Source organism: Runella aurantiaca (assembly GCF_003339505.1).
GTDB lineage: Bacteria > Bacteroidota > Bacteroidia > Cytophagales > Spirosomataceae > Runella > Runella aurantiaca.
In genome coordinates this window covers 442483-465781 of record NZ_QPIW01000002.1, presented here as the reverse complement: position 1 = coordinate 465781, position 23299 = coordinate 442483, and the positions used below count along the sequence as shown (strand labels likewise).

Here is a 23299-nt window from a genome sequence, read left to right as displayed (position 1 = left end):
AATGAGTTATAAAAAATAAAGTTGTTCGTTCTGCCTCAATTTCTACCCTGACACTTTTAACCTGTGTCTAACTTTTATTTTATTATTTCTCCTCAAAAATACAATTTTCAAGGAGATTGTAGATGTATTTTTAGTAAAACTGAAAATTCCCTACTTTTACTAAAATTTTTATCAAAATTGCCATGAGTATTGTCAGTGATAATATGAAATACCTGCGCAAACTACACGGAATGACGCAGGATCAGTTTGCCCGTCGTTTGGGCATTAAGCGGGCTTCGGTAGGCGCGTATGAGGAGCAGCGCGCCAATCCTAACATTGATGTGTTGAAGTTAATGTCAAAACTTTTCAACGTGTCGGTGGACGATTTGCTAAAAAAAGACCTGCGCAAAATCCGTGAAACCCCCAATCTACTCCCGATAGACAAGCCCGCCGTTACTCCACTTGTGTCGGAGCCTAAAGTAGGGGTAGAACCACAGACATTATCGAGCATTTTTGAACAATACTATACACCTCCTGCCGCCGTTCCTCGTCCGCAATCCATTCCGGCGCCGCCGTCTGTGCCAGTTGCATCTGTGATTGAGCCGCCCAAACCCGTTGCTCCAGTTCAGCCGCCGTCTCCCGCATATCAGCCGCCTGCTTTCAATAACCAATACGACAACAGCAACGGGGCTACGATGGTACAAATGCCAACCGCCGAGTACGAAAAAACGTCGCCTCAGCTGATTCCTTACGTGCGCCAAAGCCAGTGGAAAGAGTACATTGAAAAGCACAACAACAACGATTTTATCAAACGTTTGCCCGTTTTTCAGTGGCCGCTCCTACCAAATGGCGCATACCGGGCCTTTGAAGCCGGAGATGATTTTACATATCCGAATGCCTTTTTAATTGGGCAATTTATCGGTAATTGGTACGACATTGCCGACGGTAAAACCTATTTATTGGTGGCCCGAAATCTGGGCGTAGTGTGTCGTAGGGTATATAATCAGGTCAAAATCAAAGGCACACTCTTGCTCAGTTCCGACAAAAATACCATTCCGACCTTTGAAGTTCCTCTAAAAGATGTGTTGGAAGTGTGGGAAATTAAAGCGTTTTTCAGTACGGTTTTGCCCGAGCCTACCGTATCTTTGGACCACCTTAGGCATCTGGTCAACCAAATGCAGGAAGAGTTAAATCAAATTAAAAAGTAAGGCAGTTAACTGGTTGCCGTTAAAGATTGCACGTTAAGAAAAAACGCATTAATACCTTTAACCAATTAACCGTTAACGATATACCCAAAAAATGTCCAAAGTTATTTTAATTACGGGTGCTTCTACTGGAATTGGCCGCGCAACGGCGGAATATTTAACGCAGTTAGGGCATCGCGTGTACGGCACCAGCCGAAAACCTTTTACCGAAATTGTTCCATTTCAAACCATCCTGCTGGATGTGAATGATGAGACCTCCATTCAGGCGGCCATCGCGCAACTGCTCCAACGTGAACAGCGCCTCGATGTGCTCATCAACAACGCAGGGCTGGGAATCATTGGGGCGCTGGAAGAAACCCCCGATGCGCTCATTGAACAGGTTTTTAACACCAATGTTTATGGACTACTCCGGATGTGCCGCGCGGCGCTTCCAGTCATGAGGCTTCAAGGCAATGGACTGATTATCAACGTAGCATCTATTGCGGGGCGAATGGGCTTACCCTTTCGGGGTATTTACAGCGCCAGCAAAGCCGCCGTCGAAATCCTGACCGAAACGCTGAACATCGAATTGAAACCCTTTGGCATTCGGGCGTGTAGTATTTTACCGGGCGACGTCCGTACTAACATCAACGCCGCCCGCCTTGTGGCCATGCCTTCACCAGCGTCACCTTATCGTTCCTTCGTCGAAACCATGAATACCATTGTTAACGACGAAGTGAGCAAGGCCGAAGACCCACTTTACATCGCCAAAATCATTGAGCAGGCCATCAATAGTTCTTCGCCCAAAATCCACTACATCGCTGGGCCATTTTTGCAGCGGTTTTCACTCTGGCTCAAACGTTTTTTGCCGAGCCGATTCTTTGAATACCTGCTCCGAGGAAATTATGGTTTAAAATAAAGCCCCCTATTTTTTCTGGTAAAACTTCACTCCGTGCTGACGCAAGAAATCCTTAATGATGGTTCCGCTGATGCACACCCCCACGTGCAGAAAAGGGTGATTAGACACTTTGGCGCGTTGCGTACCAATCCATACGTCGCGGTTGACCATGTCAAAACCTAAATGAAGATGCCGCGTTGATTGCTGCATTCCGTACACCACTCCGTCAGAATCAAACATGGGCCCGCCACTTTGACCCACCAGCCCGGGCGTACTCATTTCAATGGCGTAGGCTTGGCCCGTCTCGTCGCCGATGAAGCGAGTCACAATGCCATCAATAGGAAAGGCGGGCGTCACGTGCGGTGCCGCACCAGTCCACTCAATATCATCAAGGTCGGCATTGTACCGAAAATTGTTAAATTCTGAAAAAGGATACCCCAAACGACAAAGTGTTTTGCCAGGTTTTACGGCCTGAGCATCTGACAGAAATTCGGCAGGGCGGCCGTAGTACGACTTACCATCGGTGCGAAAACGCAGCAGGGCCAAATCGTATTTTTGGTGATAGGTTACGTCAATATGAGTCAGACTGTCAAAGCAATTGATGAAGTCCAGTTTTTGGGTAATGATTGTTCCCAAAGCCATGCCATGCTTTTGTTCGAGTCGTTTTTGGTGCAGGCGTAACTGAGGGTCGCGCTGATACTTGCGCAATTCGGCCGCAAACAGCGTATAATTTTGCTGAATCGCCGCCGCGTTGACAATAATCTCAGCCACGTGCCGACACGTAACGGCATAGCCGTTTTCGTTGACAAAAAACATCGTTGCCGCCCCGGGCAAAATGTCGGATTGGTGATACAAACGGGTAATGATGTGAATAGGTCGGGTAAACTCGCTGACGCGCTCAATGGCTTCGACAAACATTCTTGAAGGGTTGGTTAGATTTTTGCGAAAGTTCCACAACTTTTGGGAAGATTAATAGCAATTCCTGTACCAGAAAAAAAAAGACAAAAATCGAAAGTCGGGCAACCACCATCAAAGTGCTTAATTTCAGGGTTTTTTATACAAAAAAAGCCCACAGATTACTCCGTAGGCTAAACAAAAGATAATGAGTACTCCTTAGCCAATCGGCCCACCAGCTAAAATCTGCGGACTGGCAAAATCTTCGTATCTACTGAAATTATCCCTGAACAAACCCGCCAGGTGCAACGCCATGTGGTCGTAAGCTTCGGGGTCTTCCCACGTATTGCGTGGATGCAACAGCTCACTTGGCACATTCAGGCACGAATCGGGCATTTCAATGCCAAAAATCGGATGTTTTGTATAACTCACTTGGTCTAAATCACCGTTAAGGGCCGCCGTAATCATGGCCCGGGTGTAAGACAGTTTCATCCGACTGCCCACGCCGTATCCTCCTCCCGACCAGCCAGTGTTAATCAACCATACATTCACTTGGTGTTGGTTGATTTTTTTACCCAACAAATCTGCGTAGCGCGTAGGATGCAACGGCAAAAATGCGGCTCCAAAGCAGGCCGAAAACGTAGCCTGAGGCTCTTTTACGCCCATTTCGGTGCCTGCTACTTTGGCCGTGTAGCCCGAAATAAAATGATACATGGCTTGTCCAGCGGTTAATCGGGAAATCGGAGGTAAAACGCCAAAGGCATCCGCTGCCAAGAAGAAAATGTTTTGGGGTGCATCACCGCGCGAAGGACGCATGATGTTGGGAATATAATGGATGGGATACGCCGTCCGGGTATTTTGCGTCACCGACCGGTCGGCATAGTTGATGGTGCGCTGACCTTCCACAAAACGGGTGTTTTCAACAATCGTTCCGAAGCGAATGGCGTCGTAAATTTCGGGCTCTTTTTCGCGGGTCAGGTCAACCACTTTAGCGTAGCATCCTCCTTCAAAATTAAACACAGTTTCGTCGGCCCAACCGTGCTCATCGTCACCAATGAGGGAGCGATTCGGGTCGGCCGAAAGGGTCGTTTTCCCCGTTCCCGACAGCCCGAAGAAAATCGCCGTATCACCTTTCTTACCCACGTTGGCCGAGCAGTGCATCGAAAGCACTCCGCGTTCGTGGGGTAGTTTGAAGTTGAGCACCGAAAAAATCCCTTTTTTCATTTCGCCCGCGTAGCCCGTTCCGCCAATTAGAATGATGTTTTTGCTGAGATTTAGAATGGCAAAATTTTCGCTGCGGGTACCATCAGTGAGTGGGTCGGCCTGAAATTCGGGAATATTGATAATGGTAAAATCAGCGTTTGGATTTAGCAGGGCCTGCTCTTCGGGGCGCATAAACAGGTTGTAACAAAACAGGTTATGCCAAGCCCACGTATTGACCACTGTGATACCGAGGCGGTAGTTGTCATGAGCACAAGCATGGGCCTGACGCACGTACACGGTTTTATCCTCCAAAAAATCCAACATTTTGCGGTGCAGTGCGTCAAATTTTTGGGCATCAAAAGGAATGTTTATGTCACTCCACCAAACGGCCTGAAGGGTTTTATCATCGCTCACAATGTAGCGGTCGTTTGGTGAACGCCCCGTAAATTTTCCAGTATCAACCATCAACGCACCCGTATCGGCCAACGCACCTTCGCCGTTGAGAATGGCGTGTTCAACCAACGCCGCTGGGGGTAAATTAAAATTGAATTTTTTAACCTGTCCCAGTCCTAACAGGTTTTGTACCATGTCTTTTTTGACTTCAGCATTGTCCATTAAAGCATTCATGAGCATTATTGTTTGAGGAGGTGTACGTCATTTTGCGACTTCACAAAGTTAGCAATGAAGCCAAATTACAAAAATATTCATCGGTGATTTTTACAATTTATTTTGCTAATTTGGTATTGCTCCAACAACCTACCAATTTAATCTGGCGGTAGGAATGATTTGAATCAGACTTTATAAATTTTCGGGGATATAAAACCCAATTTTAGCCCAATACTCTTAATCACCGGACTTTATAACGTAGTGTTTTTGGATTTTTTTAACATAATCTGCGTGATAACAAACCTTTTATCTATATATTTGTCTTACAAATATGAAACCATCGAAAGGCATACATATCATAAGAAGGTTCATTTGCTGGGTATTACTTTTGCAAATGATTCACGTATCTATGGATACTGTCAGTCCGACGGGTTTTTCTGAGAGAGGTTTTTTCTATCAGGCAAGTTCTACTTCTCACCAAGCCAACAGCCTATTTGAGTGGATTGCTGGCAACATTTTCAATCCTTCGGTTTTCCATCAGGACGTTCCTGTCAGTGATAAAAATGAGGAAAGTAATTTTTTAGAAGAATTCAGTATTTGTCTTATTTGGCCACCGCTAGATTTGGAATTTATCCAACGCGGAAACCCTGAGGGGCTTTCACGCAATTTTGGCCATTATTTAGACAACTTCATACCGCATTACAGTGAGCCTAATTCACCCCCACCGAATCAGGCTTAATTTTACACTTTAGTTCAAAGTGCTTCTTTTTTGTTAAATGCCGAACATCTGCCGTTATGGGTGTTCAGTCCGTTCTTTTATATTATCCATTTCTGTTTAATAACCATTATTACAATGAGGAAACCATTCGTATGTTTAACGATTGTGGGTATGTCCATGATGGCATGTTCCACGCCCAACCAAGGAACCCAAAACACCCGCGAAAAATTTCAAGTTACCCAGCCCGTGGCGATTGACACAGTGTATAATCAGGATTATGTATCTGATATCCATTCCATAAAAAACGTTGAAATCCGCGCCCGGGTCAAAGGATACATCGAAAGTATCCACGTTGACGAAGGCAAAACTGTTAGAAAAGGGCAAGTGCTCTTTCGCATCAGCAACCAAGAATATAAAGGCGCCCTCTTGCACGCAACAGCGGGCTTAAAAAGCGCCATTGCCGAAGCAAAAACGGCCGAACTGGACCTACAAAACGTCAAAAAGTTGGTCGATAAAAATGTAGTTTCCAAAACCGAACTCGACATGGCCAAAGCCAAATTGGACGCGCTGCTGGCCCGCATAGAAGAGGCCGAATCTGAAGAGCAAAGCGCCCGACTTAAGCTATCATATTCTGAAATAAAAGCCCCCTTTGACGGCATCATTGACCGTATCCCCAACAAAATAGGCAGTTTGATTGACGAGGGTACGCTGTTGACCACTATTTCTGACAACAACGAAGTCTACGCTTACTTCAACGTGTCGGAAAAAGAATACCTAGAATTTGCCTCTGGCAACAAAGAGGAAACCAACCGCAATGAAGTATCGCTCATTTTGGCCAACAACGAAGAGCATTTGCACAAAGGCTACGTCGAAACCATCGAAGGAGAATTTGACAACGCCACGGGTAGCATTGCTTTCCGGGCGCGTTTTGCCAATCCAGAGCGCATCCTCAAGCACGGCTCTAGCGGCAAAGTCCGCATTTTGAAAAAAGTCAATCAAGCCTTGGTGATTCCCCAAAAATCTACGTTTGAAATTCAGGATAAAGTCTACGTCTATGTGCTTGACGGTCAGAACAAAGTGCAGATGCGCAGTTTTGTTCCGAAGTTGCGCATTCCGCACTTATACATCCTTGAATCGGGCTTGAGCAAGAACGATAAAATCATTTATGAAGGCATTCAGGATATGAAAGTAGGGATGCAGGTTGAGCCTCAAATGGTTCCTTTAAGGCAGATTATCGCGCAATTGGAGCAGCAATAACTGGTCTGTTTATTCAATGTTGTCTCACCCTAAAGGAATTTTAGCATGTTTAACACATTCATTCACAGGCCCGTCCTGTCTATCGTTATTTCTTTGATTATTACGTTACTGGGGCTTTTGGCCATGACTCAATTGCCCGTAACCCAATACCCCGACATTGCCCCTCCTGCCGTTACGGTAACTACCAAATATACGGGAGCGAACGCGGAAGCCTGCTCTAAGGCCGTGGTAACGCCACTCGAACGGGCCATCAATGGAGTGCCGGGTATGACCTACATGACGTCGGTATCTGGTAACGACGGTACCAGTATCATTCAGGTCTATTTTAAAGTTGGCACCGACCCTGATTTGGCCTCCGTAAACGTTCAAACGCGGGTAGCGACGGTGCTCGACGAATTGCCCGAGGAGGTAATCAAAGCGGGGGTTTCGACCGAAAAAGAGGTCAACAGTATGTTGATGTACATTAACCTCTTGAGCGAAGATACCACCGCCAACGAAGAGTTTTTGTACAACTTTGCCGACATCAACGTCGTAGCTGAGTTAAAGCGTGTCGATGGAGTGGGTTTTGCCAACATCATGGGGCAACGCGAGTACTCCATGCGCGTGTGGCTCAAACCCGACCGCATGACGGTCTATAACGTTTCGGCCGACGATGTCATCACGGCGCTCCGCAACCAAAACGTAGAAGCAGCCCCCGGAAAAATCGGGGAAAGCTCGGGGCGAAAGTCGCAGTCGTTGCAGTACGTACTTCGCTATACGGGGAAATTTACTGACCAAACACAATACGAAAACATCATCATTAAGGCGAATCCCAGCGGCGATATTTTACGCCTCAAAGACATTGCCGATATTGAATTTGGTTCGTTGAACTATAACGTGTTGTCGAAAGAAAACGGCCGTCCTTCGGCGGCGATTTTGCTCAAACAACGCCCCGGCTCCAACGCGAGTCAAGTGATTGCCAACGTGAAAGCCAAAATGACGGATTTACAGAAGTCATTTCCTCCAGGCATGAAATACACCATTAGCTACGACGTATCGCGCTTTTTGGATGCCTCCATCCACGAAGTAATCAAAACCTTGATTGAAGCCTTTATTTTGGTGGCGTTGGTGGTGTTTATCTTCCTTCAAGACTTCCGTTCTACGTTGATTCCCGCCTTGGCGGTACCCGTCTCGCTTATTGGTACGTTTTTCTTTATGCAGATGTTCGGGTTTTCGATCAACCTCCTTACATTGTTTGCCTTGGTATTGGCCATCGGGATTGTGGTCGACAACGCCATTGTCGTTGTTGAAGCCGTTCACGCCAAAATGGAAGAAAAAGGCCTCAACGCCAAAGAGGCGACCATCGAAGCCATGAACGAAATCAGCGGGGCCATTGTGGCCATTACGTTCGTTATGACCGCCGTATTTGTGCCCGTAGCTTTCATGGACGGCCCGTCGGGGGTTTTCTATCGTCAATTCTCGATTACGATGGCCATTTCGATTGTGATTTCGGGAGTCAATGCGCTTACGCTTACGCCTGCGCTTTGTGCCATCATGCTCAAAAGCCACCACGGACAAAAAGCCACGTTGCTCACTCGTTTCTTTGATGGCTTCAATAATTGGTACAACGGCGTGTCAGACCGTTATAAATCGCTTATCAATACCATTGCCAATCGCCGCGTGGTGACCTTCGCGATGCTCGTTTTCTTCATTGCGGCTACGTGGGGTACTAACCTGTTTCTGCCTTCGGGTTTTATCCCAACGGAAGACCAAGGAACGATTTATGCCAATATCACGACTCCTTCGGGGGCTACCCTCGAACGGACCGAGGCCGTAGTAGACGAAATTGAAAAAGTGAGCCTAAAACTCGATGCCGTAGAGTCTATTTCGACTTTGTCGGGCTTTAGTTTAATGACCGACGGCGCGGGGGCATCGTTTGGGATGGGGATGATGAACCTTAAACCCTGGGAAAATCGAAAGGAATCGGTAGATGATGTTATTGCGTTGTTATCCGAAAAAACCAAACACATCAAAGACGCTGATATTCAGTTTTTTCCTCCTCCTGCCGTACCCGGTTACGGAAACGCAAGTGGGTTTGAGTTTCGTCTTCAAGACCGTACGGGAAGTGGCAACTTGCAGGCGATGGAAAAAGTAACAAAGTCGTTTATTGAAGAACTCAACAAACGCCCCGAAGTGGTCAATGCCTTTACGAGTTATGATGCGAGTTTTCCGCAGTATTTGATTCACGTTGACAACGAAAAAGCCGCCCAAAAAGGTGTTTCAGTGGACAACGCCATGAACAACCTGCAATCGCTTATTGGTAGTTTTTACGCCACCAATTTTATTCGCTTTGGGCAAATGTACAAGGTCATGGTTCAGGCATCGCCCGAGTACCGTATGCAACCCGACGACCTGCTCAAATTGTACGTCAAAAATACGGAAGGCGAAATGGTGCCTTACTCGGCTTTTGTCAGAATGGAGCGTGTGTATGGCCCCGAACAGCTTACGCGCTATAATATGTTTACGGCGGCCATGATCAACGGAGATGCCGCTCCGGGCTTCAGTAGTGGCGACGCCATCAAAGCCATACAAGAGGTGGCGGCTCAAAAGCTACCCAAGGGCTACACCTACGAGTGGTCGGGTATGACGCGTGACGAAATCCTGTCGGGCGACCAAGCCATTTACATTTTCATCATCTGTTTGGTGTTTGTGTATTTGCTACTTGCGGCCCAATACGAAAGCTTTTTGTTGCCGCTGCCAGTGCTTTTGTCGCTGCCTACGGGGATATTTGGGGCGTTTTTCTTCTTGGCCATTTTAGGTTTGCAAAACAACATTTACGCGCAGGTAGCGCTGGTAATGCTGATTGGTTTGCTGGGAAAAAACGCCATTCTGATTGTAGAATTTGCCATTCTCAAACGCGACGAAGGCATGAAGCCCTTGCAGGCGGCCATCGAAGGGGCTGCGTCTCGTTTGCGGCCTATTTTGATGACGTCCTTTGCTTTTATTGCAGGGTTGATTCCACTCATGATGGCTTCGGGAGCGGGCGCAATTGGTAACCGTACCATCGGAACCGCCGCCGCAGGAGGAATGCTTTTCGGAACCATCTTCGGGGTAATCATCATTCCGGGGCTGTACGTCATTTTTGCGACCCTTTCCGAGCGTTTTTCCACCCCCAAGAAAAAGAAAGAGATTTACTTAAATCAGGAAATTGATGCGTAACCTACCCTATAAATATAAAACCACCGTTGTTGTTTCAGCCCTGTTTTTTTTACTTACAGGGTGTAAATTATTAAAAACACCAGAACAACTGCCCACGCTCAAACCCATGCCAGAAGCGTATCCAGTTGCGCAAAAAGAGGGCAATTCGGCCGATATTCATTGGAGGAATTATTTCTCAGACACGACGCTCACGGCGCTGATTGATACCGCCCTGCAAAACAACATTGATGTCCAAATCGCATTTCAGCGCATCGAAATGGGCCGGGCGCAGGTAGAGCAAGCCAAAGGATTGACGCTCCCTTTTGTATCAGGTGGAGGTTCGACAGGACAACGTCGGTTTGGAAAATACACCATGGATGGAATTGGAAATTACGACACCAATTTCTCCAATAATATTTCCGAAAAACAAAATATCCCCGAATACCTGCCCGATTTCAACATCAACTTGCAAAGCTCTTGGGAGATTGACATTTGGGGGAAATTACGCACGCGCAAAGAAGCGGCCTTGGCGCGCTATTTATCGACGGTCGAAGGCCGTAATTTTGTGCTTACCAACCTTGTGGCCGACATTGCGCTGTTGTATTATGAACTGCTGGCGTTTGAGAATGAATTAGACCTCATTCGCGAAACCATCACCTTGCAAAACAATGAGTTGAGTATCATCCAAATTCAGAAAGATGCGGGCCGCGCCAACGAATTGGCGGTAAAGCAGTTTGAAGCGCAAGTGCTTAATTCTAAAAGCATTGAAGTGGAAGTGTCCCAACGAATTGTAGAAATAGAAAACCGAATTAACTTCCTGCTAGGGCGCTATCCGCAGCCTATACGCCGAAATAAATCGCGGTTTACGACTCCTTTGCCAGGGCTCGTCAGGGCGGGTGTTCCGGCAGAATTGCTCAAAAATCGGCCCGATGTGAAGCAGGCAGAATACGAATTAACGGCCACCAAAGCCAACGTATACATTGCCAAAGCCGCCTTTTATCCGTCCTTAAACGTGACGGCGGTGTTGGGCTTGCAGTCGTTTCGTCCTGAGTTTTTAATCACACCGCAATCTATTGCGTACAACATCATCGGTGGCCTGACGGCCCCGTTGTTCAACAAAAGTGCGCTGAAAGCCGAACTCAAAACCGCGCGCGCGGCGCAGGTGGAAGCGCTCTACAATTACCAACGGAGTATGTTGAACGGCTATTTTGAAGTGTATAACCAACTGGTGCTCATCAATAATCTGGAGAAACTGCACGCCCTCAAAACCTCAGAAGCCGATGTATTGGCAAAATCCATCCAGACGGCTTCCGAATTATTTTCGACGGGCCGGGCTACGTATTTGGAAGTTATTTTGAACCGTAAAAATGCGCTGCAATCTAGAATAGAGCTGATTGACGTTCGCAAGCGGCAATATTATTCCCTCATTCACCTTTATCGGTCTTTGGGGGGAGGCTGGAAATAAGCAACTTATCGGCCAAAACTCAACAAATAGGGCTTTTTTTATATTTTTGTGGTAACCGACAGAGTTAAGCATTTCAAATGTACTTTGTTCGGTTACCACAAATCATTTATTGACGTTTATAACCTATTCATTTCAACAAGCTAAACCAACCGTTTTATGGCTGAAAAAACAGTATTTGGGCACCCGAAAGGCTTATTTGTATTATTCTTTACCGAAATGTGGGAGCGTTTTTCCTACTACGGAATGCGGGCCATCCTCCTGCTTTTTTTACTGGATAAAACCAGCGGAGGAATGGGGCTCAATGAAGGAGAGGGCGGGGCCATTTATGGATTATACACATTTTCAGTTTATCTCCTGTCGCTGCCAGGCGGTTGGTTGGCCGACAATATTTTAGGACAGCGTAAAGCCATTTGGTACGGTGGTATCGCCATCATGCTGGGCCACATTGTACTGGCATTTCCTTCTTCCGAAGCGGTATTTTTTACGGGTTTGGGATTGGTAGCCATCGGAACGGGTTTATTGAAACCAAACATCAGCTCGATTGTGAGTGAGCTATACCCAGGAGGCGGCGCCATTAGAGATGCCGCTTTTTCCATTTTTTACATGGGTATCAATTTAGGCTCTTTTTTGGGTATCACCATTGTGGGCTATTTAGGTCAGAAAATAGGCTGGCATTACGGCTTTGGTGCCGCCGCCGTAGCGATGTTTTTGGGCTTGGTGGTGTACCGTATTTTTGCCGAACCCTACCTTCAAGATAAAGGAATGCACCCTAAAGTCTCTGAAGTTAAAAAAGGCGATGAAAAAACCAACCCACTTTCTTGGGTATTTGCGGCCCTTTTGGTGGCTTTTGTGCTCATTCTTCAATTCAACGGTACGTTTTCGTGGAGCAGCAAATCGGGCGTGGCTACGTCTATGGGCATCATTGCGGTTGCCATTGTGATTATTTATTTTGCCAACCTGCTGTTTGCGTCCGACCTTTCCAAAATCGAGATGAAGCGCATCGTAATTCTGTTTATCTTGTTCTGGGGAGCCGTACTATTTTGGGCGGGATTTGAACAACAGGGTTCGTCGCTCCAAATTTTTGCCGACCGCTATTCAGACCTTCCTTTCGGGATGCCTTCCAGTTGGTTCCAAAATTTTAATCCTTTCTATATTCTGGTTTTTGCCCCCGTTTTGGGCGGATTATGGGTATTGTTAGAAAAGAAAAAGCTGAATCCTCCGTTATTAGTGAAGTTTGCGATTGGCTTATTTTTACTGGGTCTAGGGTACTACATCATGGTTTGGGGGGCCAAAATTGCCCTCACCGGCGTAAAAGCCTCGGCGCTCGTGCTCATTTCAACCTATTTGTTTCATACCTTGGGTGAATTGTGTCTGAGTCCCGTAGGCTTGAGTGCATACACCAAATTAGCCCCTAAAAAATACCTAAGCCAACTCATGGGCATCTGGTTTGTGGCGGCGGCTTTGGGCAATTTATTTGCGGGTTTATTTGCGGGCGGCTTTGACGAAGAGAACGTACAGCAAATGCCCGAAATGTTTATGAGCATTGTATGGTTCTGTTTGGCCGTGGGCAGTGTAACGCTTATTCTTCAACGCCCACTCAAAGATTGGATGGGCGGAATCAAATAAAAAGATGAAAAAAAAGGAGCTGCGCAAACTCTTCGGAAAGCGCCGTCAAACATTGACAACCGCAGAGGTGGCCGAGGGAAGTCAGGCCATTGCGCGGCTCTTTTTTTCTTTTTTTGCCATTGAAAACCTCAAGGCCATTCATATTTATCTGCCCATCCGCCGTCAAAATGAGGTAGATACGTTTCCCATTATTTATACTATTCAGGAAAAATACCTTCATAATCAGGTGGTTGTTCCCCGGGCATTGCCCGAAACGAGCGAAATGGAGCATTATCAATGGCTTCCCGACATGAAGCTCCAACTCAATAAATGGGGCATTCTGGAGCCCGACCCCACCTGCAATTTGCAGTATGCCGTTACGGGTATTGACTTGGTCATTTTACCACTGATGACTTTTGACCGCAATGGCTACCGCGTAGGTTACGGCCGAGGTTTTTATGACCGTTTTTTGGCCCAATGCCGCCCCAATGTCATCAAAGTGGGCCTTTCGCTGTTTGACCCTATCCTCAAAATCGACGACATTGATTCGTTTGATGTCCAGATGGATTATTGCATTACCCCTACGCAAATTTGGCAGTGGTAAGCTGTAACTTTGCCTATCTGCGACTTTGTGTGTTTTATCGGAGAAGCATTTTTTCAAAATCTCACCCTTCTTTTTATCATTTTGACAACCAACAAAGCCCTTTTTTGCAAAAAAGATATTTTTTTCTTGGTTAGTTTTAAAGTTTACCTTTATTTTGCACCCACATTTTTATCGTCACTGTGAACACAAAGAAATCTAAATAGACACGCGGAGCCTGATGGGATATTGACCCCACCATGCCAGCGTGTTTGTCCTGATTCTTAACCTTCACGGTGACGATTTTTTTATGTACCATTGTCAACTTTAATTTAACTCAAACAAAAGCAAACCAATGAAAATCGCAGTAGTAGGCGCTACCGGTTTGGTAGGCAGCGAAATCCTCAAAGTACTCGAAGAGCGCAACTTCCCCGTCACAGAATTGATCCCCGTCGCATCCGAAAGGTCGGTAGGTAAACAGGTGACGTTCAAGGGTAAACAATACACCATCGTAAGCTTTGAAGATGCCATTGCTGCAAAACCTGCGATTGCCATCTTCTCGGCAGGCGGCGGCACTTCTTTGGAATTGGCTCCTAAATTTGCGGAAGCGGGCATTACGGTGGTCGATAACTCCTCGGCATGGCGCATGGATCCAACCAAAAAATTGGTTGTTCCCGAAATCAACGCGTATACCCTGACCAAAGAAGATAAAATCATTGCCAACCCCAACTGTTCGACCATTCAAATGGTGGTTGTGTTGAACCCACTGCACAAGCGTTATGGCATCAAGCGCGTGGTGGTTTCGACGTATCAGTCCGTAACCGGAACGGGTAAAGCCGCCGTAGATCAGCTGTTTGCCGAGCGTACGGGCGATACTAGCGTAGCGAAAGTGTACCCGCACCCAATCGACCTCAACGTACTGCCGCACATCGACGTATTTTTGGACAACGGCTACACCAAAGAGGAAATGAAAATGACCAATGAGACCAAGAAAATCATGATGGACGACAACATCGCCGTAACTGCTACGACGGTGCGCATTCCTACCATTGGAGGCCACTCAGAAGCGGTCAATATCGAATTTGAAAATGAGTTTGAACTGAGCGAAATCTACGACATCTTAGGCCAAGCCGAAGGCGTTGTGATTCAGGATGATCCAAAAAATAAAATTTATCCGATGCCATTGACGGCACACGGGAAAGATGAGACGTTTGTCGGTCGTATCCGTCGCGACGAATCGCAACCCAAAACGCTCAATTTGTGGATTGTGGCCGATAACCTCCGCAAAGGTGCCGCTACCAACGCCGTGCAGATTGCCGAGTATTTAGCCAAACACAACTTGGTGGAAGTAGCCGAATTGGTATAGTAATAAAGCAGCTTCAAAAGCGCAGGCGTCAGTCGGTTTGACTGACGCCTTTTTTGTGCCTGATAAACAACTTCTTTTATTACTTCACCGCTTTGTAGATCCTGACCAACTCAGCATTAAAGCGTTGAGCTTCTTCCCAGGCGGGGTCGTGGCCGGATTTATCGTAGAGAATAAATTCTTTTTGGGGTGCTTTTAGTAAGTCAAAATATTGCTTTGCCAAAGGCGTTGGATTGACATAATCGAACTTACCTGCAATGAAGAAAACGGGTATTTTTACTTCCGAAACCTGTTTTCTGAGGTCAAAGTTGTTATAATCAGCATCATTTACGATGTGTTCATTGGCAAAATTGGCACCTGTCAAATACGTTTCTTTTTCTTTGGCGGTGTATTCATCTGATTCCTGAAAATTAGCGTATAATTTTTCTATCGTAAACCCATCATATATTTTTCGGTTCAACTCCAAAAGAATGTATTTCTGTAATGAAAAAGCATCCGGAAAGGCATACATTGTTCTGAAATCGCCACCTTTGGGTTCGCCGATAAATTCGAGTTGCTGAACAAGCGAATCAATCTTAAACTCTTTTGCCTTCGCCATTGTATATTGATACGATTGCAGTTCGCCATCGGCAGCAGCTACTTCCTGCCCCGTACCAACAAACGCACTGAAATGCTCGGGGTATTTCTGAACGGCGTACATTCCCAAGCGCGATCCCCACGAATGTCCCACCAAAAACAGTTTCTTTACGTTGAGCCTGTTTTTGAGATATTTTGCCAACACATTCACATCTTCAATGTATTTACTTACTTTAATTTCAGCTTTCGGAAAGTTTTCAACGTACGATTTTCCCGCATTGCGTTGGTCCCAATAGACCACCACAAAGTCTTTTTCAAGGTCTTTGTTGTACTTTCTGAGTCCACCAAGTTCCGACACCCCCGGCCCGCCGTGCAAATGTAACAAAACCGGATTACGGTCATTTTTACCCCGAATCATGACAAATTGTTTGGTGCCGTTGATGTCCAAATACTTCGCCTCAGCAATGCTTTCGGCCGCTTTGGTGGTATTTTTTTCTTCGCAGGCAAATAGCCCCATCAGCAAAATCACTTTTAATAGTTTTTTCATTTTTTTGGTAATTTTTGAGTGAGTAACTATTCTAAATAGCTTTTCGATGCACTTTTCAGAATTTGACCCTGCAAAATTACCGGTCGTTTTTCGGGCGTTCATTGACTTTGGTTAAGAAGCAAAATTTGTTTTTCACTTTCATTCCCTTTTTTACAAAAGCCAATGCTGGTGTTTTTTTAGAGCCGTTTCTTTTCATCTAAAATTCGATACTCATCAAATGCCACCACTGACTTACTATGTAACCAAAACGACAACCAAGGCAAAAGACAAATGGATAAATTATCTGCCTTTTATCCTGATTATTATTATTTTCAAATAAATTCCTGAAAAGAGACCATCCTATGTATTTATCTTTAGAAAGTATTTTTTGGTAACTTTATGCGACAAAAACTAATCAATTACTTCGCCGAAATATCCTCTTTGAGCCATAATGAACTGGCCGAAGTAATGGAACAGCTTGACATTAAATCGTTTGAAAAAGGTACGGTTTTGATACACGAGGGGCAGGTTCACACCAAGTGCTACTATATCATTGAAGGACTTGTAAGACAATACAGTTTGGAGGATGGCTTAGAGAAATCAATTGGTTTTTTTACTGAATATCAAACCGTTATGTCGATACCGAGCCTCACTGAGCTAAAGCCTTCAAAATATTATTTTGTTTGTTCAGAGCCTGTTACCTGTATCGTGGGTGACCCCACCGAAGAGCAGGAAATGTATGCCAAATATCCGAAATTAGAAACCCTTACCCGCTCTATGATAGAGCAGGATTTTGGGCAAACCCAAGAAGATTTCGCCAGTTTTGTGACTTCATCGCCCGAGAAACGTTATTTGAATCTACTGCAAAATCGCCCTGATTTATTGCAAAGAGTACCACAGCACCAACTGGCGAGTTATCTGGGTATAACGCCCGAATCATTGAGCCGAATCAGAAAAAGGATTACGAAGAAGTAAGTCATTTGATTTACATGTAGTTTTAAACTGAAAATCACTGCTCAATAAAACAAAACTCATGAGAGAAAAAATCGTACACTATTTCTCAAAAATAGCGCTTCTTTCGGAGGACGAAGCAAGCGCCATTAAGAACAGTGCCGTGGTAAAAAATTACGCCAAAGGCACGGTTTTAGTACATGAGGGGCAGTTTTCCAAAGAAACCTTTTTTGTACTTAAAGGACTCATCAGGCAGTATAATTTGACAGAAGGTGAAGAAAAAACAACGGCATTTTTCACCGAGGAGCAATGGGTAATGGCGCTCAATAATCTTGAGGGAGACAACCCCTCTCCCTATTATTGGGTGTGTGAAGAAGATTCGGTTTTGCTATTGGGCAATGATGATTCGGCACAGATAATATTTAATCAATTTCCCCGATTAGAGTCCCTTGCTCGAAAAATAGTAGAAAACACTTTTGCCGACTACCAACAAACCATCTTGAATTACTTGACCGACAGCCCCGAACAGCGGTACTTACGGCTATTGGAATCTCGCCCCGACCTCATCCAACGCATTCCGCAGTATCAATTAGCAAGCTACATCGGTGTAAAGCCCGAATCCTTAAGCAGGATCAGGAAGCGGCTGACGAAAAAGCCTTAATTTCTCTCCGCCATTTGAGGGTATAAACAAACATCACAAAGCATGTAACGGTTTGAGTGAGGGGCCCACCGGCGTACCGTTCAAACCATCTGACGCCTTTTTTTATTAATTTTATTTCGTGCTTCCCAATAGGTTTCCGAACTTTGCGTTATTCTTAATTGCAACCCGCAAACGATTTTGCAGGTATTTTGTTTTGATTATCAAGATTATAAGCACAAAGGTTGAAGCTAATGGTAAAAAATCTCTCTATACTTTTCATTTTCCTTTTTGTCACTCATCACTCGTTTGCCAAAGGTTATACTCCCACCGACACCCTTCGTAAAGCTCCCCTTTGGGCGGCTAAAAAAGGACCATATCGCCCTACCCGCGCACTTAAAAATGATATTTTGCACACCCAGTTGAATATGCGCTTTGACTGGCTCCGTCAGCATGCACTCGGCTCGGCCACTATTACATTTAAGCCTTATTTTTATCCCCAAAAAACGCTGGAATTAGACGCTAAGGGCTTCGATATTAAAGGGATATTTCAGCTTGATACGCTCATGAGGATAGATTCAACGACCAAACAAGTCGTTACTGAATACATCAATGACCCTCTCGAATATACCTACGACAAACGTCTGCTTACTATCAAACTTCGGCGCACCTATAGCCGCTTTGATACTTTACATGTATTGATTGATTATGTGGCCAAACCCAACGAACTGCCCGTCGGGGTGGCAGGGCCAAAAGGGGATAAAGGGCTTTATTTTATCAACGCCGACGGCATGGACGAAGGCAAACCGCAGCAAATCTGGACACAGGGGGAAACGGAATATAACTCCTGCTGGATGCCCACGGTCGACAGCCCCAACGAAAAAATGACGCAAGATTTTCGATTGACTGTCGAAAACCGTTTTAAGACCCTTTCAAATGGCAAACTGGTCGAATCTCAACTTAATCCTGACAGCACTACCCGCACCGATCGTTGGGTGCAGCGCTTGCCACACGCACCTTATCTGGCGGCGTTTGTGGTGGGAGATTTTGCCGTAGCACGCGATACCATTCGCCCAGGGTTAGAACTGAGTTATTATGTAGAGCCTCAATACGCTCCTTATGCCAAAGCAATTTTTGGCCGAACGCGCGAAATGATTCAGTTTTTTGAGGAAAAATTCGGGGTAGAATTTCAGTGGGAAAAGTACGCCCAAATCGCCGTCCGTGATTTTGTTGCGGGTGCCATGGAAAATACATCCATGACCGTTCATGCAGAAAATGTACAGAACGATTCCCGTGCCCTGCTCGACGGTAACTCCGACGATGTGATTGCGCACGAACTGATGCACCATTGGTTTGGTAATCTCGTCACCTGCGAATCGTGGGTGCATTTGCCGCTCAACGAAGCCTACGCCAACTATTCAGAATACCTCTGGAATGAACACAAAAAAGGCGCGGAAGAAGCCGATTTGTGGGGGCACGGCGAGTTGCAACAATACCTCGGCGAGTCGGAACAAAAGCAGGAGCCGCTGATTCGGTACAACTATACCGACATGGAAGACATGTTTGACAATCACTCTTACGCCAAAGGCGGGCGGGTGTTGCACATGCTTCGCAAATATGTAGGCGACGAGGCCTTTTTTACGGCTTCTCGCAACTACCTTATCCGCCACGGATACGGAACCGCCGAAATCAACGACCTGCGCGAAGCCTTTGAAGACGTGACGGGGGAAGACCTAAACTGGTTTTTTAACCAATGGTTTTTATCGCCGGGTCACGCCAACCTCAAGGTGGAGAAAACCTGGAACGATGGAAAAGTAACGCTGAAAGTAAGTCAATTGCAGGATTCGACCTATACGCCCATTTACCGCCTACCGCTCAAAGTAGATGTGTGGGTCAACGGCCAGAAAAATACCCATGAAATTGTGGTCAACCGGGCGCGTCAAACCTTTGAGTTTCCCGCTGCACAACGTCCCGATTTGGTGGATTTTGACGTCGAAAAACAATTGTTGGGTGAGGTAGACTACGAAAAAACGAAACCTGAATTGATTTTTCAATACGGTCATTGCGACAAATATCTGGCACGCTACGAAGCCATCACGCGCTTGGAAGGACAGATGATTGACTCAACCGTACGCCACGTGATGATGAGCGCCATGAATGATAAATTCTGGAAGATTCGTCAATTGGCCATCTCTAATTTCTCCGAATACGACGGGCTGCAATTCAACGAAGTGGAGCGAATCATCCAAAGCAAAGCCCGCGTGGATGCCCACCCACGTGTACGTATGGAAGCCGTGATTACGTTGGGCTCGTTTGGCGACAATTCCAACGACCCACTCTTTCGCGAAGCACTCAACGACAGTTCTTACCAAGTAGTGTCGGCGGCCTTGGATGCGTACCTGATTGGCAAGCCTGATGATGCTGCTGACGTGGCGCTTCGGTTCGAAAATGCCCCTAACAGCGAGATTGTGACCGCCGTGGCCAATTACTACGCTGGCTTGGCCAAACCTGACCAGTATGAATGGTTTATGCAAAAAATGAGCAAGTTAAAATCGGCCGAAATCTATAATTTCTTACAGGTTTTTGGCAAATACCTCATCCGCTCCAATGCCGACGTACAGCGCAAAGCCCTGCCCATGCTCGAAACCACGGCCCGCAATCACCCCGCCTATTTTGTACGGTTCGGGGCCTATCAGGTACTGGGATTATTGACCGATATCGAAGGGGTAAAGGCTATGCGAAAAGACATTCGTAACGCCGAGCGCGACCCGCAATTGAAGAATATGTACGGACAGGTGGGGGATTTTTGAGAAAATCATTTAGCTTACTTTTTTTCTAACTTTTTCAACTCTTTTTCGAGATAGGCTTTTGAAAGCCAGTTTGTACCAATCATCACACCTTCAATCTGTCGGGTCTGATTGATGTCTTGCAGGGGATTGCCATTGAGCAAGACCAAATCTGATACATTTCCAGTCTTGATAATGCCCGAATCTGGTTTGTTCAAATAAGAAGCTACGTTGACAGTTCCAGTACGCAAAGTTTCATACGGCGTCAGTCCAGCATCTACGAGGTATTTCATTTCGTGGTGAATAGAGAAACCCGGTACATTGAATATTTGGGGAGCATCGGAGCCTAACAAAATCTCCACCCCATTTTTCTGACATTCGTAGAGCAGCTTTCGGCGAATTTGTATCAATTTTTCGGCGCGCGCTTTTGAGAAGTTAGGGTTGCTGTTATAGGTGTTTTTCGTATTTGCCCAACCCTTCACCTGTTCGGGCTTCATGTATTTCATTTCTGGGGCATTGGTAAACGCCTCCGCAGAAAGTGGCGACTGCCACCGCTCAGCCAACGCCTGCGTAGGCACAACCCGTATGTGGTTGTTGCGTAGGCCCTCTATTAGTTTTGGAATGAGAGAAACATCGGCCCGATCCGCAATCCAAGCTCCAAACAGACCCGCTTCTTGTTCGACCAACGTATCAATTCCTGGGGTGAGGGCTTCGATAAAACCATCCAAATGATCAATAGTCGAATACTTTGCATCAATAGCTCGCCAAACGCCAACATTAAAGGAAACGTGTCCCACAAAGGGAATACCAACCTCCTTGGCAGTTTTGGCGATAGCGGGAAAAGTTTCTCTTGTGAGCCCTGGGTGTAATTTTAGAAAATCATACCCAGCAGCTTTCTGCTCGCGTACCATTTCTGCACCTCGTTCGGCAGTTTTTACGGTCTGTCCGTTAAATGAGGGACCCGTTGTGTAAAAATGAGGCCCAAGAATACTTCCATTGTTGATTTTACTTCGTAATTCAAGGTGTTTTTGGTGACCGAGCATCCCTCGAATTGTGGTGATTCCATTCGCAAGATAAAGCATCAGCACCTCTTTCATGGGTTCAAAATCGTCCGTTTGGGGAACGTGCGCGTGGATTTCAGCCCAACCAGGGGTTAGGTATTTTCCTTTTGCATCAATGACCAAGGCACCTTTACTGACTTTCACCTTTGCCGCGTCGCCCAATGCCGTTATTCGACCGTTTTTGACAATAACCGTTTGATTTTCAATGACTTGTTCTTTATCCATTGGAATGACGTTCACGGATTTGAAGACGATTTCGCGTTCACTATTATTGACCAGTTCCTGCGCTATCATTGTGGTGCGGGAAGCCAAAAGCGAGACAATAAACAGGAGGAAAAAGGAGGTGCGCATACAAGTAGATGGTTAGGATTTGTGCGTAGTAATCAAAATTCCTATTGGGGCGGGGCCATCTATCAAGGAATGATGTTCATTTCATGACTGATGCTATGGCAATTTGTTGAAAAAATGGCTGACATCAAAAAGTAAAACAAGATTCTTTGTGAGTCATTGGATATTCCTTAAAATTAAGGGGGATTCGAGCGGTACTGATTTTTATAAGGAAAGAGTAACAAATAAAAAAGCGCCCAACAGGCGACCCATTGGACGCTTTTGCTATGAATCAGGGTTTACTTTTGAAAATCAGAAACTGGGCAGTGCTGTCGGTTACTTCTAACCGACAGATAAGGTTTCTCAAAACCTCGCGCCGTTCGGTTTTGAGAATCTGACAGCACTCAAGACACCACACAAGCTTATTTTATAAGAATACCCTGTTCTATGAATATATTTCTGGGATTTAAACCCCTATCTTCTCCACGACCAAATAATCGGCCTGTTTGACGGTATGTTGTTTGACCATCATTTCTCCCAAAAATCCCGCTAAAAATAGCTGAAATCCGATGACTATGGCGACCAAGGCCATATAAAACAGCGGATTTTCGGTCACGTTGCGGAAAGGCTCATGGGTAAAAATAAGGTAGAGTTTTTTGATGATTAAACCACACGTAATGACAAAACCAAGCAAAAATGATAGCGTACCCCACAGCCCGAAAAAGTGCATGGGCGCTTTGCTGAAACGATGCACAAACGTAATCGAAAGCAAATCCAGAAAACCATTCACAAAGCGCTCCAACCCAAATTTGGTGCTGCCGTATTTGCGCGCCTGGTGCTGTACTACTTTCTCCCCGATCTTGCGGAAACCGTTCCACTTAGCCACCACCGGAATATAGCGGTGCATTTCGCCATAAAGCGTGATGTTTTTGACCACCCGCTGCTTGTAGGCTTTCAGTCCGCAGTTAAAATCATGCAAATGAACCCCTGATATACTGCGGGTTACGGCATTAAAGAGCTTGGTGGGCAGGGTTTTTGAAATTGGATCGTAGCGTTTTTGTTTCCAACCCGACACCAAGTCAAAACCATCTTCCGTAATCATGCGGTACAACTCGGGGATTTCGTCGGGACTGTCCTGCAAGTCGGCATCCATCGTGATGACCACGCTGCCGCGCACGAGCTGAAAACCCGTTTGCAGGGCAGGCGTTTTGCCATAATTTCGGTTGAAGCGCACCCCTTTGATGTGTGGGTCGCTAACGGCCAGTTTCTGAATCACTTTCCACGAATCGTCGGTACTGCCGTCATCGACCAGCAGTACCTCATAACTAAACTGATGCGCCTCCATGATCCGCCCAATCCAAGCGGTCAATTCGGGTAACGATTCCTCCTCGTTGAAGAGTGGAATAACGACTGATATATCAAGGGCTTCGCCAGGCATAGTATCCAAAATCAATTGCGTATCGCGCAGCAAAGCTACAAATTCTTTTGGTGCTTCCATTGGATTTT

General features: G+C 45.9%; 17 protein-coding genes. 12 read left to right on the top strand and 5 right to left on the bottom strand.

Features of this window, described 5'->3' with window-relative positions; translation table 11 throughout:
* The first annotated feature begins 182 nt into the window (after positions 1–182).
* Both DVG78_RS05070 and DVG78_RS05065 read left to right on the top strand, forming a co-directional pair.
* Positions 183–1187 (top strand): helix-turn-helix transcriptional regulator, encoded by a 1005-nt coding sequence (locus DVG78_RS05070; RefSeq protein ID WP_114459950.1) that lies wholly within the window; start codon positions 183–185, stop codon positions 1185–1187.
* 91 nt (positions 1188–1278) lie between these two features.
* Complete coding sequence (locus tag DVG78_RS05065) at positions 1279–2082, top strand: SDR family oxidoreductase (protein WP_114459949.1); 804 nt, start codon at positions 1279–1281, stop codon at positions 2080–2082.
* Between the two features lie 6 nt (positions 2083–2088).
* On the opposite strand, the gene DVG78_RS05060 is transcribed toward DVG78_RS05065, so the two are convergent.
* Both DVG78_RS05060 and pckA read right to left on the bottom strand, forming a co-directional pair.
* Positions 2089–2979 (bottom strand): S1 family peptidase, encoded by an 891-nt coding sequence (locus DVG78_RS05060; protein WP_114459948.1) that lies wholly within the window; start codon positions 2977–2979, stop codon positions 2089–2091.
* Between the two features lie 195 nt (positions 2980–3174).
* Entirely contained in the window at positions 3175–4785 is a 1611-nt protein-coding gene (gene pckA, locus DVG78_RS05055; protein ID WP_374755709.1) for a phosphoenolpyruvate carboxykinase (ATP), read from the bottom strand.
* Positions 4786–5158: 373 nt separating this feature from the next.
* Here pckA and DVG78_RS05050 point away from each other — a divergent pair, with 373 nt between their 5' ends.
* The 7 genes from DVG78_RS05050 to DVG78_RS05020 all read left to right on the top strand — a co-directional run bounded on the left by DVG78_RS05050 (position 5159) and on the right by DVG78_RS05020 (position 14932).
* The gene (locus DVG78_RS05050; protein ID WP_147276993.1) at positions 5159–5503 is read left to right on the top strand and encodes a hypothetical protein; all 345 of its coding nucleotides are present in this window, start codon (positions 5159–5161) and stop codon (positions 5501–5503) included.
* Positions 5504–5617: 114 nt separating this feature from the next.
* Positions 5618–6739 (top strand): efflux RND transporter periplasmic adaptor subunit, encoded by a 1122-nt coding sequence (locus DVG78_RS05045; protein WP_114459946.1) that lies wholly within the window; start codon positions 5618–5620, stop codon positions 6737–6739.
* Between the two features lie 45 nt (positions 6740–6784).
* The gene (locus DVG78_RS05040) at positions 6785–9937 is read left to right on the top strand and encodes an efflux RND transporter permease subunit (protein WP_114459945.1); all 3153 of its coding nucleotides are present in this window, start codon (positions 6785–6787) and stop codon (positions 9935–9937) included.
* Positions 9930–11381 carry a TolC family protein gene (locus DVG78_RS05035; RefSeq protein ID WP_114459944.1) on the top strand — a complete coding sequence of 484 codons (1452 nt, stop codon included), beginning with the start codon at positions 9930–9932 and terminating at the stop codon, positions 11379–11381. The genes DVG78_RS05040 and DVG78_RS05035 overlap by 8 nt, the downstream gene beginning before the upstream one ends.
* A 156-nt stretch (positions 11382–11537) precedes the next feature.
* Entirely contained in the window at positions 11538–13007 is a 1470-nt protein-coding gene (locus DVG78_RS05030; RefSeq protein ID WP_114459943.1) for a peptide MFS transporter, read from the top strand.
* A gap of 4 nt (positions 13008–13011) precedes the next feature.
* Complete coding sequence (locus DVG78_RS05025; RefSeq protein WP_114459942.1) at positions 13012–13590, top strand: 5-formyltetrahydrofolate cyclo-ligase; 579 nt, start codon at positions 13012–13014, stop codon at positions 13588–13590.
* A gap of 331 nt (positions 13591–13921) precedes the next feature.
* Positions 13922–14932 carry an aspartate-semialdehyde dehydrogenase gene (locus DVG78_RS05020; protein WP_114459941.1) on the top strand — a complete coding sequence of 337 codons (1011 nt, stop codon included), beginning with the start codon at positions 13922–13924 and terminating at the stop codon, positions 14930–14932.
* Positions 14933–15011: 79 nt separating this feature from the next.
* On the opposite strand, the gene DVG78_RS05015 is transcribed toward DVG78_RS05020, so the two are convergent.
* Positions 15012–16052, bottom strand: a complete 1041-nt coding sequence (locus tag DVG78_RS05015) for an alpha/beta fold hydrolase (protein ID WP_158549968.1) — start codon at positions 16050–16052, stop codon at positions 15012–15014.
* Positions 16053–16430: 378 nt separating this feature from the next.
* Between DVG78_RS05015 and DVG78_RS05010 the strand changes: the two genes are divergently transcribed.
* The 3 genes from DVG78_RS05010 to DVG78_RS05000 all read left to right on the top strand — a co-directional run bounded on the left by DVG78_RS05010 (position 16431) and on the right by DVG78_RS05000 (position 20429).
* Positions 16431–17006 (top strand): Crp/Fnr family transcriptional regulator, encoded by a 576-nt coding sequence (locus DVG78_RS05010; protein WP_114459939.1) that lies wholly within the window; start codon positions 16431–16433, stop codon positions 17004–17006.
* 58 nt (positions 17007–17064) lie between these two features.
* Positions 17065–17643: a Crp/Fnr family transcriptional regulator gene (locus tag DVG78_RS05005; protein WP_114459938.1), complete on the top strand. Its 579-nt coding sequence runs from the start codon at positions 17065–17067 to the stop codon at positions 17641–17643.
* A 230-nt stretch (positions 17644–17873) separates the two neighbouring features.
* Positions 17874–20429, top strand: coding sequence for a M1 family metallopeptidase (locus DVG78_RS05000; RefSeq protein ID WP_114459937.1), 2556 nt, complete (start codon positions 17874–17876; stop codon positions 20427–20429).
* Between the two features lie 14 nt (positions 20430–20443).
* Here DVG78_RS05000 and DVG78_RS04995 read toward each other — a convergent pair whose 3' ends face one another.
* Positions 20444–21817: an amidohydrolase family protein gene (locus DVG78_RS04995; protein ID WP_114459936.1), complete on the bottom strand. Its 1374-nt coding sequence runs from the start codon at positions 21815–21817 to the stop codon at positions 20444–20446.
* A 442-nt stretch (positions 21818–22259) separates the two neighbouring features.
* Complete coding sequence (locus tag DVG78_RS04990) at positions 22260–23231, bottom strand: glycosyltransferase family 2 protein (RefSeq protein ID WP_114460056.1); 972 nt, start codon at positions 23229–23231, stop codon at positions 22260–22262.
* Between the last annotated feature and the right edge of the window lie 68 nt (positions 23232–23299).